This window comes from Geodermatophilus aquaeductus, assembly GCF_900182545.1.
GTDB lineage: Bacteria > Actinomycetota > Actinomycetes > Mycobacteriales > Geodermatophilaceae > Geodermatophilus > Geodermatophilus aquaeductus.
Genome location: NZ_FXTJ01000008.1, coordinates 80,805 through 96,669, shown reverse-complemented (window position 1 = coordinate 96,669; position 15,865 = coordinate 80,805). Strand labels below are relative to the sequence as shown.

At 74.4% G+C, this 15,865-nt stretch carries 10 protein-coding genes; 6 read left to right on the top strand and 4 right to left on the bottom strand.

The window, feature by feature from the left end:
* Positions 1 to 91 precede the first annotated feature (91 nt).
* From FN207_RS18605 to FN207_RS18590, 4 genes are read left to right on the top strand one after another with little or no spacing between them, the layout of a single operon-like run.
* The gene (locus tag FN207_RS18605) at positions 92 to 1,114 is read left to right on the top strand and encodes a zinc-dependent alcohol dehydrogenase family protein (RefSeq protein WP_142459943.1); all 1,023 of its coding nucleotides are present in this window, start codon (positions 92 to 94) and stop codon (positions 1,112 to 1,114) included.
* A 10-nt stretch (positions 1,115 to 1,124) separates the two neighbouring features.
* Positions 1,125 to 1,535: a (R)-mandelonitrile lyase gene (locus FN207_RS18600; protein WP_142459942.1), complete on the top strand. Its 411-nt coding sequence runs from the start codon at positions 1,125 to 1,127 to the stop codon at positions 1,533 to 1,535.
* Between the two features lie 19 nt (positions 1,536 to 1,554).
* Positions 1,555 to 2,595 (top strand): NAD(P)-dependent alcohol dehydrogenase, encoded by a 1,041-nt coding sequence (locus FN207_RS18595; RefSeq protein WP_142459941.1) that lies wholly within the window; start codon positions 1,555 to 1,557, stop codon positions 2,593 to 2,595.
* Positions 2,592 to 3,845 carry an MFS transporter gene (locus FN207_RS18590; RefSeq protein WP_142459940.1) on the top strand — a complete coding sequence of 418 codons (1,254 nt, stop codon included), beginning with the start codon at positions 2,592 to 2,594 and terminating at the stop codon, positions 3,843 to 3,845. The genes FN207_RS18595 and FN207_RS18590 overlap by 4 nt, the downstream gene beginning before the upstream one ends.
* Here the strand turns inward: FN207_RS18590 and FN207_RS18585 are convergent.
* Both FN207_RS18585 and FN207_RS18580 read right to left on the bottom strand, forming a co-directional pair.
* Complete coding sequence (locus FN207_RS18585) at positions 3,824 to 4,399, bottom strand: dihydrofolate reductase family protein (protein ID WP_142459939.1); 576 nt, start codon at positions 4,397 to 4,399, stop codon at positions 3,824 to 3,826. The genes FN207_RS18590 and FN207_RS18585 overlap by 22 nt on opposite strands.
* Positions 4,400 to 4,493: 94 nt before the next feature.
* A complete protein-coding gene (locus FN207_RS18580) occupies positions 4,494 to 4,904 on the bottom strand; it encodes an ester cyclase (protein ID WP_185938418.1) in 411 nt (136 codons plus the stop codon).
* Positions 4,905 to 4,968: 64 nt separating this feature from the next.
* Here FN207_RS18580 and zwf point away from each other — a divergent pair, with 64 nt between their 5' ends.
* Positions 4,969 to 6,459 (top strand): glucose-6-phosphate dehydrogenase, encoded by a 1,491-nt coding sequence (gene zwf, locus FN207_RS18575; RefSeq protein WP_142459937.1) that lies wholly within the window; start codon positions 4,969 to 4,971, stop codon positions 6,457 to 6,459.
* 111 nt (positions 6,460 to 6,570) lie between these two features.
* Entirely contained in the window at positions 6,571 to 8,313 is a 1,743-nt protein-coding gene (locus FN207_RS18570) for a PHA/PHB synthase family protein (RefSeq protein WP_246066173.1), read from the top strand.
* Positions 8,314 to 8,332: 19 nt separating this feature from the next.
* On the opposite strand, the gene FN207_RS18565 is transcribed toward FN207_RS18570, so the two are convergent.
* Together FN207_RS18565 and FN207_RS18560 are read right to left on the bottom strand one after the other, a co-directional pair.
* Complete coding sequence (locus FN207_RS18565) at positions 8,333 to 10,255, bottom strand: 3-oxoacyl-ACP synthase III family protein (RefSeq protein WP_246066172.1); 1,923 nt, start codon at positions 10,253 to 10,255, stop codon at positions 8,333 to 8,335.
* Between the two features lie 58 nt (positions 10,256 to 10,313).
* Positions 10,314 to 15,824 carry an ATP-binding protein gene (locus FN207_RS18560; protein ID WP_142459936.1) on the bottom strand — a complete coding sequence of 1,837 codons (5,511 nt, stop codon included), beginning with the start codon at positions 15,822 to 15,824 and terminating at the stop codon, positions 10,314 to 10,316.
* Between the last annotated feature and the right edge of the window lie 41 nt (positions 15,825 to 15,865).

The following is a 15,865-nucleotide window of genomic DNA, read 5'->3' as shown; positions in this document are numbered from 1 at the left end:
TACGTCGCCGCGCCGCCGGAGGGGGGTCGAGCTCCTACCCCCCACAGATCCGCCCTCCCACGCGCGGGCCCGGGGGCGTTCCGTGGAACCCATGCGAGCAGCCGTCCTCCACGCCCCCGGCGACGTCCGCGTCGAGCAGCGTCCCGACCCGACGATCGAGCAGCCCACCGACGCCGTCATCCGGCTGGCCGCCACCTGCGTGTGCGGCTCCGACCTGTGGCCCTATCGAGGCATCGAGGCGGTGGCCGGCCCGACCCCGATGGGCCACGAGTACGTGGGCGTCGTCGAGGAGGTCGGCAGCGCGGTGACGATGCTGCAGCCCGGCCAGTTCGTCGTCGGGTCGTTCTTCGCCTCGGACAACACCTGCGAGATCTGCCGCGCCGGCTACCAGTCCCGCTGCGTGCACGCCGAGCCCATGGGCGCGATCGGCACGCAGGCCGAGTACGCCCGCGTCCCGCTGGCCGACGGCACGCTCGTCGCCACCCCCGACACGCCGTCCGACGACCTCGTCCCGGGCCTGCTGGCCGCCTCCGACGTGCTCGGCACCGGCTGGTTCGCCGCCGTCGCCGCCGAGGCCGGCCCGGGGAGGACGGTCGCCGTCGTCGGCGACGGCGCCGTCGGCCTGCTCGGCGTGCTCGCCGCGAGGCAGCTCGGCGCCGAGCGGATCGTCGTCTTCAGCCGGCACGCCGACCGCCAGGCCCTGGCCCGCGAGTTCGGCGCCACCGACGTCGTGACCACCCGCGGCGACGAGGGCGTGGCCGAGCTCGAGGAGCTCACCGGCGGGCTGGGCGCGCACTCGGTCATCGAGGCCGTCGGCACCCAGGAGTCGATGATGCAGGCCATCCGGGCCACCCGCCCCGGCGGGCACGTCGGCTACGTCGGCGTCGCCCACGACGTCGCCCTGCCCGGCGACGAGCTGTTCTTCTCCGGCGTCCACCTGCACGGCGGCCCCGCGCCGGTCCGCCGGTTCCTGCCCGAGCTCATCGAGCTGATCACGACCCGGGCCATCGACCCCGGCCGCGTCTTCGACCTGGAGCTGCCGCTCGAGCAGGCCGCCGAGGGCTACCGCGCCATGGACGAGCGGCGCGCGATCAAGACGCTGCTGCGTCCCTGAGGAGGGTCCCGTGCAGATCACCCGCAGCTCGATCGCGACCGTCACGGGTCCCGCCGAGTGGTTCACCGGCGACGTGTACATCGACGCCGTCGCCGCCGCGCCCGCCCCGTCGCGGGTCACCGCCAACCGGGTGCACTTCACGCCCGGCGCGCGCACCCACTGGCACCGCCACCCGCTGGGCCAGACCGTCTTCGTCACCGAGGGCGTGGGCCTGTGCCAGCGCCGCGGCGGGCCGGTCGAGGTCATCCGCCCCGGCGACCGCGTCCTGTTCGAGGCCGGCGAGGAGCACTGGCACGGCGCCGCGCCCGACCGGCTCATGGTCCACCTGGCCATCAACGAGGGCGACGCCGAGCACGACGTCGTCCACTGGCTGACCCCCGTCACCGACGACGAGTACGCCGCCTCCCCCTCCCCCCGCTGATCCCGAGGAGTCCTCCCCCATGCGCGTCCCCGCCTACGCCGCCCCCGCCGCCGGCGAGCCCCTGGCCCCCACCACCATCGAGCGCCGCGACGTCGGCCCCTCCGACGTGCTCATCGAGATCGAGTACGCCGGCATCTGCCACTCCGACATCCACACCGTCAACGGCGACTGGGGTCCCCAGCCCTTTCCCGTCGTCCCCGGCCACGAGATCGTCGGCGTCGTCACCGCGGTGGGTGCCGACGTCGGCACCCACCGCGTCGGCGACCGGGTCGGCGTCGGCTGCATGGTGAACTCGTGCGGCGAGTGCGCCAACTGCCGCAACGGCGACGAGCAGTACTGCCTCGACGGCATGGTCCCCACGTACGCCGGCACCGACCGGGACGGCACCACCACCCAGGGCGGCTACTCCACGCACGTCGTGGTCGACGCCGGCTACGTCCTGCGCGTGCCCGACGGCATCGACCCCGCCGCGGCCGCGCCGCTGCTGTGCGCCGGCATCACCACGTGGTCCCCGCTGCGCCGCTGGGGCGCCGGGCCGGGCCGCCGGGTCGCCGTCGTCGGCCTCGGCGGCCTGGGCCACATGGCCGTCCAGCTCGCGCACGCCATGGGTGCGGAGGTGACCGTGCTGTCGCAGTCGCTGAAGAAGCAGGAGGACGGGCTCCGGCTCGGCGCCGACGCCTACTTCGCCACCGGCGACCCGGGCACGTTCTCCGCGCTGGCCGGCCGGTTCGACCTGATCGTCAACACCGTCAGCGCGACGATCGACGTCGACGCGTACCTCTCCCTGCTGGCCGTCGACGGCACGCTGGTCAACGTCGGCGCGCCCGCCGAGCCGCTGAGCCTGAACGCGATGTCGCTGATCGGCGGCCGCCGCTCCTACGCCGGCTCGATGATCGGCGGCATCGCCGAGACCCAGGAGATGCTCGACTTCTGCGCCGCCCACGGCATCGGCGCCGAGGTCGAGGTCATCCCCGCCGACCGGGTCAACGAGGCCTACGAGCGCGTGCTCGCCTCCGACGTCCGCTACCGGTTCGTCATCGACGCCTCGACCCTGCTGTGACCTCGGACCAGCTGACGCACCGCGCCGGGCCGGCGGCACCGCCCGCCGGCCCGGCCGCGCGGGGGCCGCTCCCGCTGGTCGTGTACGTCCTCGCCGCCGGCACCTTCCTCATGCTCACCACCGAGTTCGTGGTGGCCGGCCTGCTGCCGGAGATCGCCGGCGACCTGCGGGTGACCGTGGCGCAGGCCGGGCTGCTCATCACGGTCTTCGCCGCCGGGATGATCGTCGGCTCGCCGGCGATGGCGGTGCTGACCCGGCGGATGCCGCAGCGGACGACGCTGATGCTCGCCCTGGTCGTGTTCGCGGCCGGGCACGTCGTCGTCGCCCTCGGCTCGAGCTTCCCGCTGCTGCTCGGCGCCCGCTTCGTCACCGCCTGGGCGGCCGGGGCGTTCTGGTCGGTGGCCTCGGTGGTGGCCACCCGCGCCGCCGGTCCCGGAGCCGGGGCCCGCGCGCTGGGCCTGGTGGGCGCCGGCGGCATGCTGGCCAACGTCCTCGGGGTGCCGCTGGGCGCGTTCGCCGGGCAGCTGACCGGCTGGCGCGGCCCGTTCTGGGCGCTCGCCGTGCTCGCGGTCGCCGCCGTCGCGCTCGTCGCCCGGCAGGTGCCGCGGGACGCCCCCGCTCAGCAGGCGGTGTCCCTGCGCTCGGAGCTGGGCGCGCTGCGCTCGGGACGGCTGTGGCTGGTGCTGGCCGCCTGCGCGACCACGACCGGCGGCGTGCTCTCGGCGTACTCCTACGTCTCGCCGCTGCTGACCGACCGGGCCGGGCTTGCCGCCGCGCTGGTGCCGCTGGTGCTCGTCGGCTTCGGTGTCGGCTCCCTGGTCGGCACCGTCGTGGGCGGGCGGCTCGGCGACGTCCACCCGCACGCGACGACGATCGCCGTCCCCGCCGTGACGGCCGTCGTGCTGCTGGCGATCACGCTGCTGTCCCCGCTGGCGGTGCCCACGGTGGTGCTCGTCGCGCTGCTCGGCCTCGTGGGCCTCAGCGCCAACCCGGTGCTGTCGGCGCTGGCCGTCCGGTTCGCCGGCGTGGCACCGACCCTCGGGGTGGCGATGTCGGTCGCGGCCTACAACCTCGGCACCGCGGCCGGCTCGTGGACCGCCGGACACACCCTCGGTTCCGCCCTCGGGGCGGCCGGCCCGGCCGCCGTCGGCACGGTCCTCTCGGCGCTGACCCTCGTCCCCGCCGTCGCCCTCGTCCGGCGGCGCCGCGGCACCGGTCGACGCGGGCCTCAGTGGAGGGTCGGCCGGTAGACGAGCTCCTGGACGCGGCCGTCGAGCGTCCGGCTCTCGAGCAGCTCCAGGTCGAAGTCGGCCGCACCGGCGAAGACGGGGTCCGCCCCCGTCCGGCCGGTGATCACGGGGAAGACCGTCACCTGCAGACGGTCGACCAGGCCGGCGGCCATGAGCGCCCGGTTCATCGACAGGCTGCCGTGCGAGCGCAGCGGCACGTCCGACTCCTCCTTGAGCCGGGCGACGGCGTCGACGGCGTTCCCCCGCACGAGGGTGGCGTCCGGCCAGTCGAGGGGTTCCTCCAGCGTCGTGGACACGACGGTCGCGGGCATGGTGGTCATCCGGGTGACCCACGGGTCGCGCACCTCGGACTCCTCGGTGCTCGCGGCCAGCATCCCCACGAAGGCCCGGTAGGTGGTGGCGCCGAAGACCATCCGCTGCCGCTCGCCGAACAGGGCGAGGCGGTGGTCGAGCAGCTCGGGGCCCTGCTTGCCCCAGTAGCCGGTCCAGTTCCCGGTCGCGGCGCCGTAGCCGTCCAGGCTGACGAAGACGTCGAACGTGTAGGTCGCGGTCATGTCGGTCTCCCCGGGAGCGGTCGGCTTCGTGGAAGGGGGACCGGGACCGCGGCGGGGACTCATCGGCGCCGGGGCCGGCGCGCGGGTCCGCCGATCAGCCGGACCGCGGCCAGCCGCCGACCTGCGCGAGCAGGCCGACGTCGTCGCGACAAGCCCAGTGCTCGGCGATCGACCCGTCCGCGACCCGCCAGATGTGGACGAAGTCCCACGCGACGGCGTTGCCGGTCGGGGGGAGCCCGGCGAGCAGCGGCATCGTCGAGGCCACGTGCCGCCCGTGCAGCGTGAGGTGCACGACGACGAGGTCGTCCTCGGCCACGACGCGGTGGATCTCCGCCGTCGGGCGGTCCAGGTCGTGGTCGAGCGTCGCGGTGGTCCGGCGCAGGCCCTCGCGGCCCTGCGGCCCCGCGGCGTGCTGGACGAGGTCCTCGGAGACGAGATGGAAGGCCGACCCGTCCCGGCGCTCCGCGGCCCGGTGGAAGGCCATCACCGTCTCCGCGGGCGTCATCGCCTCATCGAACACCCGGCCGGGACCTGTCGGTACTCGTGCGATCCGGGCATGCTCGCAGCGCATGAACGTCGATGCCGACCGCCGCTCCCCGCCGTGCGTCCTGGTGATCTTCGGCGCCTCCGGTGACCTCACCGCGCGCAAACTGCTGCCGGCGCTCGAGCGGCTGGCCGGCTACGGGGCCCTGCCGCCCGAGGTCGCGCTGGTCGGCGTCGCCCGCACCCCCATGACCGACGCCGAGTTCGGGGACCTGTGCCGGCGCAGCGTGTCCGGGGAGGACCACCCGCGCTGGACCGAGCTCACGCAAGCGGCCCGCTACGTCCACGGCGGCTACGACGACCCGGCCACCTACCAGCGCCTGGCCGAGGTGCTGGCCGAGTGCGACGCCCGGCACGGGACCGCGGGCAGCCGGGTCTACTACCTGGCGACGCCGCCCCGCCTGTTCGGGCCGATCGCGATGAGCCTGGGCAAGGCGGGGCTGTCCGTGCCCGCCGGCGAGGGCTTCGTCCGCGCGGTGGTGGAGAAGCCGTTCGGCTGGGACGAGACCAGCGCCCGGGAGCTCTACGCGGAGCTGTCCTCGGCGTTCGTCGAGGAGCAGATCTTCCGGATCGACCACTACCTCGCCAAGGAGACCGTGCAGAACCTGCTCGCGCTGCGGTTCGCCAACTCGATCTTCGAGCCCATCTGGAACCGCACCTGGGTGGACAACGTGCAGATCACCGTCGCCGAGACCCTCGGCGTCGGCGACCGGGGCGGGTTCTACGAGACCACCGGCGCCATGCGCGACATCGTCCAGAACCACGTCCTGCAGGTCCTCTCCCTCTTCCTCATGGAGCCGCCCACCTCCTTCCACCCGGAGGCGATCCGCGACGAGAAGGTGAAGCTGCTGCGCGCGATCCAGCCGCTGGACGACGAGGCGGAGATCGCGGCGAACGCGGTGCGCGGCCAGTACACCCGCGGCGGCACGCGCGAGGACCTGATGCCCGGCTACCGCGACGAGCCCGGGGTCGATCCCCTGAGCGCGACCGAGACCTTCGTGGCGATGCGGCTGGAGGTCCAGAACTGGCGGTGGACCGGCGTGCCGGTCTACGTGCGCACCGGCAAGCGGCTGCCGGCGCGGCTCACCGAGGTGGCCATGGAGTTCCGCCGCCCTCCGCAGCTCCCGCTGTTCCCCGGGAGGGGCCAGGGGCTGGAGCCCGACGCCCTGATCGTGCGCGTGCAGCCCGACGAGGGCCTGAGTCTGCGCTTCGGCGCCAAGGTGCCCGGCCACGCCTTCCGCGTGCAGAAGGCGTCCATGGACTTCTCCTACGAGAGCTTCGACGAGCAGTCCCCCGACGCCTACGAGCGGGTCATCCTCGACGCCCTCATCGGCGACCCCACCCTGTTCATCCGCGCCGACGAGGTCGGCCGGTCCTGGCGCATCGTCGACCCGGTGATGCGGTACTGGGCCGACGACGCGCGGCCCATCCCGCTGTACCAGGCGGCCACCTGGGGACCGCCGGAGGCCGACTCGCTCGTCGCCCGCGACGGCCGGAGCTGGCGCCACTCGGGCTGACCGGGAGGAGCGGCGGGGTGTCGCAGACGGCAGCCTCCGGGCCGTCCGCGAGCGCCGCCGGACCGGCTACCGTCGGGGCATCGAGTGACCTACGTCACAGAGGAGGCCGCCGTGACGACCACCAGGCCGGCACCACACGACACCGGCTCCGCCAGGGGGCGGACCGCTCCGGAGCCGCCGGTGCCGCGGTCGGAGTCCGAGGCGCTGGCCTCGGTGGAGAGCGGCGAACCGGTCGGTGTGCCCACCTCGCGCGGCATCGCCCGGGCGGTGCTCGCCACGCTCGCCCAGCCGGTGCCCCTCGCCCGGGAGGCCACCCGGCTCGGACGGGACTCGGTGCGCATCCTCCGCGGCACCGACGAGATCGCCCCCTCCCCCCGGGACAGGCGCTTCGCCGATCCGGCCTGGTCGACCCATCCCGGGTACCGCCGGCTGGCCCAGTCCTACCTGGCGGTGACCCGGTCGCTGGACGGCCTCGTCGACGCCTACGAGGCCCGCGGAGCCGACTGGCGCGAGGTCGAGCAGGCGCGGTTCGCGCTGAACGCGGTCACCAGCGCCCTGGCGCCGACCAACACGCTGCTCGGCAACCCGGCCGCGCTGAAGCGGGCCTTCGACACCGGCGGCCGCAGCGTCCTGCGCGGACTCGGGCACATGCTCGACGACCTGCGGCACAACGGCGGCCTGCCCACCCAGACCGACCGCGGCGCGTTCACCGTCGGGAAGGACCTGGGGATCTCACCGGGCGCCGTCGTCCACCGCGACGAGGTCGTCGAGATCATCCAGTACGCGCCGACGACGCCGCGCGTCCGGCAGCGCCCGCTGGTCATCGTGCCGCCCCCCATCGGCCGCTTCTACTTCCTGGACCTGCGGCCGGGACGCAGCCTGGTCGAGTACGCGGTGAGCCGGGGCCTGCAGGTCTTCATGATCAGCTGGCGCAACCCCACCGCGGAGCAGGCCGAGTGGGGCCTGGACACCTACGCGCAGCGCGTCGTCGACTCGATCGACGTCGCGACCGAGATCACCGGCTCCCCCGACGTCACGATGCTCGGCCTGTGCGCCGGCGGGCAGCTCATGACGACGGCGCTCAACCACCTCGCCGCGACCGGCGACGACCGGGTGACCGCCGCCGGCTACGCGGTGACGCTGCTCGACTTCTCCAGCCGGGCGCCGCTCGGCGCCTTCTCCGGCCCCCGCCTGATGGAGCTCGCCCGCCGGAACTCGCGCCGGCGCGGGGTCATCAGCGCCCGCGAGATGGGGTCGGTGTTCAGCTGGATGCGCCCCGACGACCTGGTCTTCAACTACCTGGTCAACCAGTGGCTGATGGGCGAGGACCCGCCGGCGTTCGACATCCTCGCCTGGAACGCCGACGGCACCAACCTGCCCGCGCGGCTGCACGAGCAGTTCCTGGAGATCTTCGGGACCAACGCCCTGGTCCGGCCGGGAGCGATGCGCGTGCTCGGCACCCCGGTCCACCTGAGCCGGATCACCCTGCCGACCTTCGTCACCGGCGCCCTCACCGACCACCTCACCCCCTGGGCCGGCTGCTACCGGACGACGCAGCTGCTGTCCGGGCCGAGCACCTTCGTGCTCAGCCACAGCGGGCACATCCAGAGCCTGGTCAACCCGCCGGGCAACCCGAAGGCGCACTACTGGACCGGCGGGGAGCCGGGCCCGGATCCCGAGGCCTGGCGCGCCTCCGCCGAGCGGCACACCGGCAGCTGGTGGGAGCCGTGGGCGGAGTGGCTGCTCGAGCGCTCCGGCGACGAGGTGCCGGCGCCGACGGCACGGGGCAGCGCGGCGCACCCGCCCCTGGAGCCGGCCCCGGGTTCCTACGTCCTGGACCGCCGGCCGGGCTGAGGCCGGGGGCGGGCCGGCGTCAGGTGAACGCCTCGCGCATCTCCTCGGACGCCGGCCCGCGCTCGGTCGCGGCGGTGGACGCCGGCTCCTCCGGAGCGGCGCCCGGGGCGGCGGCGCCCTGGACCTGGACCACGGCGGGGTCGACCCGCATCACCGCGTAGCCGGCCACGGCCCCGGCCCCGAAGCCGGGCGCGAACACGCGCACCGGCTCGGTGATCACCCCGTCGCGGACCGCGTCGTGGATCGCCAGCGGGATGCTCGCCGACGAGGCGTTGCCGGTCCTCTCGATGTTGAAGTACAGGCGGTCGGCGCCGAGCCCGGCCCGCTCGGCGAGCTGCAGCACCATCGTCTTGTTCGCCTGGTGGGGGACGATCAGGTCGATGCTGTCCAGCAACGACCCCGCCGCGCCGTCGGGGGCGGGCAGGGCGCCGATCTCCTCGATCATCTGGGTGAGGTACCGGCCGGCGAGCGCCTTCACCTGCGGGCCGAACACCGTGATGTTGTTGTCGAACTCCGGGTTCGGCCAGATGATCGAGTTGACCTCGCTCGCCGGCCCGCTGGCGTAGGTCTGCAGGTAGTCGAAGTCGGGGGCCTGCCCGTCGGCGGCCGGTCCCACGACCATGGCGGCCGCGCCGTCGGCGAACAGCATGCGCGAGGGCCGGACGTTGCCGATCTTGTCGGAGAACTTCTCGGCACACACCACCAGGACCGGTCGCTCCACCTCCTGCAGCAGCCGGGCGGCCTCGGCCAGGCCGTAGGGCATGCCGGCGCAGGCCGCGACGAGGTCGTAGGCGGCGTGGGTCTGGTAGATGCCCAGCTGGCCGCACAGGTAGGTGGCCAGCGACGGGATCAGCCGCGAGCTGGTGCAGGTGCACACCAGGACGCCGCCGATCTCCTCCGGCCCGCGCCCCGCCTTCGCCAGGGCCGCCTCGGCCGCCTGGAGGGCGAGCTCCTCCAGGCTGAGCGAGGTGTAGCGGCGCTCCTCGACGCCGGTCTTCTCCCGGATCTCGTCGGCGCTCATCGGCGACCAGTTGTAGGCGGAGTTGCGCACCACGTCGTCGTTGGTGCAGACCTGGTCGCCGTGGACGGCCACCAGGCACTCCAGGCGCGGCATGACGGTGAACTGCCGGCGGACGTCCACCGCGGGGAACGGCCGCACCGGCTGCCGCGACTCCCGGGGCACCGGGCGCGGCCGGCCCGTGGCGCCGGCGCCGAGGCGGCGGAGGAAGTCGCGGACCTCCCGGTCCCGCGGGTGGAACGCGACGACGTAGTCGTCGTCGGCGAGCTGGTCGGCGCGGGCGAGCTCCACCGCGGCCCGGTCCCACGGGTACTGGTTGTGCAGGACCATCGCCCAGCGGTGCAGCGCCTCGAGCTCGGGCACGTCCTCCCGGCAGTCGAGCACGTCGTCGTAGTCGTACACCGGGAAGTCGGGGTCGTAGGCGGGCAGCCGGAAGGTGAGGTTGCCCGGGTCCTGCAGGAACTCCGCGACGGTCGGCTTGACGGCCGGCAGCGTGGTCGCGTGGTGCTTGCGGTGGCCGAAGACGTCGAACAGGACGCCGAAGATCCCGTCCTCGACGTCGGCGTCCCACCGGGGAGGCAGCGTCGGGTAGGCCGACTCGACGGCGGCGACCTTGGTCTCGCCGTCCTCCCACGGCTGCAGGACCGGCAGGAAGACGTCGGACCGGGTCCGCGGCACGTCCGCCCACCGGGTCGGCCGCTTGTCGTACATGGTGATCGAGAAGCGGTTGGTCCAGAACAGGTTGAGCGCCAGGTCGCGCATCAGGGCGTACCGGCTGTCGTAGCCCTCCGTCCGGATCCGGTCCAGGATGTCGCTGCCGCTGGGGGCCTTGGTCTCGAAGTCGCGACGGATGACGGTGTCGAGCTGGTCGAGCGACTCCATCGTCGAGAAGTCCAGCTGCGGCATGACGCTGGACGGGAACACCAGGGAACCGTGTCGGTTCAGGACGAAGGCGTTCACGGTGGTCCTCTCTGAGGGTCTGCTACCCGCGGGCGCGGGTCCGGCCCGCGCGCTCCATCCCCCGCTCGACGGCGGCGATGAGCCGCGGCCGCAGCTCAGCGGCGGGGACGATGTCGTGCACGGAGCCGACCTCGCGCGCCCGGCCGATGTCGTGGATCGCCTCGAACTCGGCGGCCACCTCGCCCAACTTCTCCGACCGGACGCCGGCCCGCAGGGTCGCGAGCTCGACGCGCAGGTGGGCCTGGTCCACGCCGTCGGCCGCTCTGACGGCGGCCTCGAGCTCCTGGACCCGGGGGTCGGCGGAGGTGCGCCGGTCGACCTCCCGGGTGAAGACGACGGCGGCGGCGGGCGCCCCGCCCAGGACCGACGCGTAGGACCCCTCGACGGCCAGGACCTGCATGTTCTCGTTCAGCACGCCGGAGAAGACGACGAAGGCCCCGCCGTGGTACCTCGAGACGACGCAGAACACGATGGGGCCGTCGAAGTTGGTGATCGCGCGGCCGATCTCGGCGCCGTACTCCAGCTGCAGCTTGCGCAGCGACTCCGGTGAGCCGTCGAAGCCGGAGAGGTTGGCCAGCACGACCAGGGGCCGGTTGCCGCTGGCGGCGTTGATCGCCCGCGCGGTCTTCTTCGACGACTGCGGGAACAGCGTGCCGGCGGTCCACTGGTCCGGGCCGTCGGCCGGGCGGCTGCCGCGCCGCGGGATCGGCCGGGACTCGATCCCGATGACCTCGACCGGGTGGCCCCCCAGGTGCGCGTCGAGGACGACCGAGGTGTCGGCGTCGGCCATGCCGGCCCACCGCTCCAGCACCGGGTGGTCCTGGTCGGTGACCGCGCGCATGAGCGTCCGGATGTCGAACGGCTTCTTCCGCTCGGGGTTCGCCGTCGCCGAGAACACGTCGCCGACCGTGGTGAAGTCGCTGGAGGGGTGCTCGTGCGGGAAGGACCGCACGTCGCGCTCGCGCGGGTCGTCGGTCTCGGCGGGCCGAGCCCAGCGCTCGCCGGGTGCGACGTAGGCGTGCTCGTAGTGCTGGAACAGCAGCTCGCAGGCGGCGGTGAGGTCCGGCGCCCAGTACTGCGCCTGCCCGTTGGGGCCCATCACCCGGTCGTAGCCGCCGATCCCGAAGTTGTCCTCGGCCGACACCCCGCCGGAGTAGTCCAGCGAGTGCTTGCCGGTGAGCACCATCGCGCTGTCCGGCGTCATCACCAGGATGCCCTTCGTGTGCATGAGCATCGTGGCCTCGGCGTTCCAGTACGGCTGCGCGCCGACGTTGATCCCGGCGACGACGACGTTGACCTCGCCGCCGGCCTGGGTGAACGTGATGATCCGGCGCAGCGCGCGGGAGACCCAGTCCATGTTCTCGGTGCCGCTGTCCATGGAGATGCGGGCTCCGGAGGACAGCGCGAACCACTCGACCGGGATGCCGCGCTCCTCGGCGAGGTCGAGGGCGGCGACGACGCGCGCGCACTCCGGCTCGGCCACCGTGCCCAGGGCCTTGGTCGGGTCGCCGAAGAGGACCACCCGGGTCACGCCCTCCGGGTAGCGCTTCGTGGGCGTGCTGACGACGCCGGCGATGATCCCGGCCGTGTTGCGCCCGGGGGGCCGCCCGACGGGGACCAGCCGGCCGTGCTCGTCGAGGTCGTGCTCCACGAACGTGCCGTCGGGACCGGCCAGCAGCGGGGCGAGCTCGTACGGGTAGACCGCGCCCCGGGCCCGCGAGCTCAGGACCTTCTCCGTGTAGTCGTCCAGCGGCCGCAGGGGCTCGGTGGGCCGGTCGGTCACCCGCATCCGCACGCCCGTCCCGGGCCGGTAGGAGAAGCGCAGGGCCACGTCGCGCGGCGGACCGCCCGCCTCGTCCTGCAGCCGCGCCAGCAGCACGACCTGGTCGACGCCGGAGCCGACGGTCAGCGGCGCGGCCATCCGGGCGAAGGTCGCCACCTCCGACAGCGGCACCTCGATCGACGGCCAGGCGTACAGGTGGATCCGGTTGTGCTCCAGGGGCCGCCGCGAGCGCCGCTGCGACTGACCCCGCCGGAGGGCGTCGAGGCAGGTGGTGAGGACCCGCTCGACGGTCGGGATGCCGACGATCTCACCGGCCTCGTCGCGCAGCGGCGTCAGGTCGCGCACCTCGGCCATGGCGATGAGGCGCTCGTCGTTCGGGTTCTCCCTCGCGACGACGTGCAGCAGGTACGTGTCCTCGGCCGACGGCAGGCGCCGGGCCTCGAACTCCCGGAACCGCCACAGGTCGAGCCGCTGCGCGGTCATCGGGTGCAGGCCGCGGATGAGGCGGTCCTCGGCCGGACCGTCCGGGGAGGGGCGGAAGGTCACCGCGTCGACGTCGCCGTCCGGGGTGGTGACGGTGACTGTCACCCGGCGGACCGAGGGGACCGTCGCCAGGTCGGCGAGCGCCTCCTGCAGCCGCGCCGCCGTCTCGTCGGGGTCGGTGGGCCGGTCCGGCCAGGAGAGGTAGAGGTCGACGAGCAGGGTGCGCGGGTCGGCCACGTCGGCCGCCAGCCGCCGCACCTCCGCCAGGGCGGCGGAGAGCCCCGACGCCGGCACCATCAGGGCGAGCAGGTGCAGCCGGGTGCCCCGCAGGTCGTAGTCGGCGGTCAGGGCGGAGGAGCCGCCGAGCAGGGCGGGCCGGACGTCCTGCAGGCTGCGGCTGCGGTAGTAACGGCGGGTGAGGACCTCGACGATGGGGTCCGGCCGGCTCGGAGGACGGCCGAAGCGGCCGGCCAGCAGCCGGATCAACGGCTCGGGGCTGGCGACCAGCGCCTCGATCCGGGCCACCTGGTCCCCGGTGTCGCCGCGCGCGGCGGCGTCGTCGAGCTCGGCCAGCAGCCGCGTCGCCTCGTCGAGGACCTCCTGCCGGGCCTGCAGGACCACCGGTTCCTCGAAGTGGCGGTACCGGACGGCGCGGGCGAGGTCGCCCACCGACGGGTAGCGCAGCTGCGTCGCGACGACGAGCCGGTCGAGGACCTCCGCCACCTCCGACCGCGCCTCGTCCGACGTCGGCAGGGCGGTGGTCAGCCAGCGGTCCAGCAGCGCCAGGACGGCGGGCAGCTGGTCGCCGGTGCGCTGCTGGGCCAGGAAGACCCGGTAGACCGCGTCCTCCAGGTCGGGGCCGGGTTCGAGGTCCTCCGCGATGCCGTGGTGGGCCAGCGCCCGGCGCAGCCGCCCGCGGAAGCCGTCGGGCAGGGCCTCCCGCTCGGCGTCGAGCGAGTGCAGGTAGGCGTGGAAGTACTCGCGCGGGCTGTGGACCTGCTGGTCGGCCTCCTCGTCGGCGCTGGCCGGGCGGTTGCGGGACAGCTCGCTGAGGTCCGCGAACGTGGTGAGCACCGTGAGCTCGGCGCGCAGCAGCTCCGGGTCGTCCTGCGGCAGCGCCGAGCGGGCGCGGCCGTACTCCTCCACGAGCTCGGTGGCGTGGCGCCTCCCGATGTCGTAGCCGGTGATCAGCGCCTGCAGCGCCGCGAGCAGCGAGAGAGCCCGGTCCCTCGGCTCCCAGGTGGCGTCCACCGGGCCGCCGGGCAGCCGGACCCGCTCGCCGGAGGCCTCGTCCACCTCCCCGCCGGCCTGGTCGACGGTGAGCAGCGGTGCGCCGGCGTCGACCTGCGCGTTGGCCGCGACCCGCACCTCGCGCACCCGGCCGGCGAACGGCGCCCGCACCGCCGTCTCCATCTTCATGCTCTCCAGCACCAGCAGCGTCTGGCCGGCCTCGACCTCCTGCCCGACGGACGCCCGCATCGCCACGACGACCGCCGGGGCCGGGGCGCGCACCACTCCCCCGACGTCGGTGGCGACGCGGTGCGTGACGCCGTCGACCTCCACGAGGGAGGACCCGGGAGCCGGGACGGCGACGACGGAGAACCGCTCCTCCCCCACGGTCAGCCGGCTCTCCAGGGCGTTGAGCCGGTCCACGTCGACGTCGGCGTACCGGTCGTCGAGCGTGACCCGGTACCGGTCGGGCCCGACCTTCGCCACGGTCAGGCGGTAGGCCTGACCCCGGTGCCCCAGCTCCACCGAGCGCCCGACCTCGTGCGGGGCGCGCGGCCGCCCCCCGCGTGCGGAGGCCAGGAAGGCCGCCCGCTCGAGCGCCTCCTCCGCGTCCGCGACGGCGATCGCCACGCGGACCAGCGCCACCCAGGCGTTGCCCGCCGTCTCGGCCCTGCTCCCGATCCCGGTGCGGTCCAGCCAGCCGGTGTCGACGGTGCCGGCCACCACCTCCGGCCGGTCCAGGAGGTCGAGCAGGAAGGACTTGGTCGTCGTGCCGCCGCGCAGCACCACCGTGGTGTCCCGCAGGGCGCAGCGCAGCCGGGCGAGCGCCTCGGGGCGGTCCCGTCCCCAGGCGATCACCTTGGCGATCATCGAGTCGTAGAGCGGCGGGATGACGTCACCGACACCGATCCCGGTGTCCACCCGGACACCCGGGCCGGTCGGCAGCCGCATGAGCTCGACCCGGCCGGGGGCGGGCGCGAAGCCCTGCTCGGCGTCCTCCGCGTTCAGGCGGGCCTCGATCGCGTGGCCGTACGGCGCGGGGGGCTCGCCCTCGAGCCGGCCGCCGGCCGCCACGTGCAGCTGCAGCTTCACGATGTCCAGGCCGGTGGTCTCCTCGGTGACCGGGTGCTCCACCTGCAGGCGCGTGTTCACCTCGAGGAAGGTGAACAGCTGCTCGTCGGGCTGGTAGAGGAACTCGACGGTGCCCGCCCCGACGTAGCCGGCCGCCGTGACCAGCGCGATGGACGACTCGCGCAGCGAGCGCTCCTGCTCCGGGCTCAGGGCCGGTGAGCTGGACTCCTCCAGGACCTTCTGGTTGCGCCGCTGCACCGAGCAGTCACGGACCCCGGGTGCCCACACGGTGCCGTGCCGGTCGGCGACGACCTGCACCTCGACGTGCCGGCCGCCCTCGACCAGCCGCTCCATGAAGACGACGGGGTCGCCGAAGGTGCGCTGCGCCTCGGCCTGCGTGCGGGTGAGCGCCTCCTCCAACTCGGCCTCGGACCGGACGACGCGGATGCCCCGACCGCCGCCCCCGCTCCTGGCCTTGACGATGAGCGGGTAGCCGATGGCCGCCGCGTGTCGGCGTCCGTCCTCCAGGCCCGCCACCGGGCCGCCGCTCCACGGCGCGACCGGGACGCCGGCCTGCTCGGCGAGCACCTTCGCCTCGATCTTGGCGCCCAGCAGCCGCATGGCCTCCGGCGGCGGACCGACGAAGACGACACCGAGGGAGGCGCACAGCTCGGCGAACGCCGGGTCCTCGGCCACGAAGCCCCAGCCGACCCACGCGGCGTCGGCCCGGCTCGCGCGCAGGGCCCGCGCCAGCTCGTCGTGGTCGAGGTAGGGGTTGCCGGCACCGGTCTCGCGCAGCAGCACGGCCTCGTCGGCGGCGCGGACGAACGTCGCCCGTCGCTCGGCCTCCGTGTGCAAGGCGATGACCCGGGTCCGCGAGCCGTGCTCGGCGTCGAGCTCCCGGACGGCGCGGGTCAGCCGCATGGCCGGCTCACCCCGGTTGATCACGGCGATGCGGTCGAACACGCCGGCACCCTCCTGTCGGTGGTCCCCCGTCGTCGGCGGGG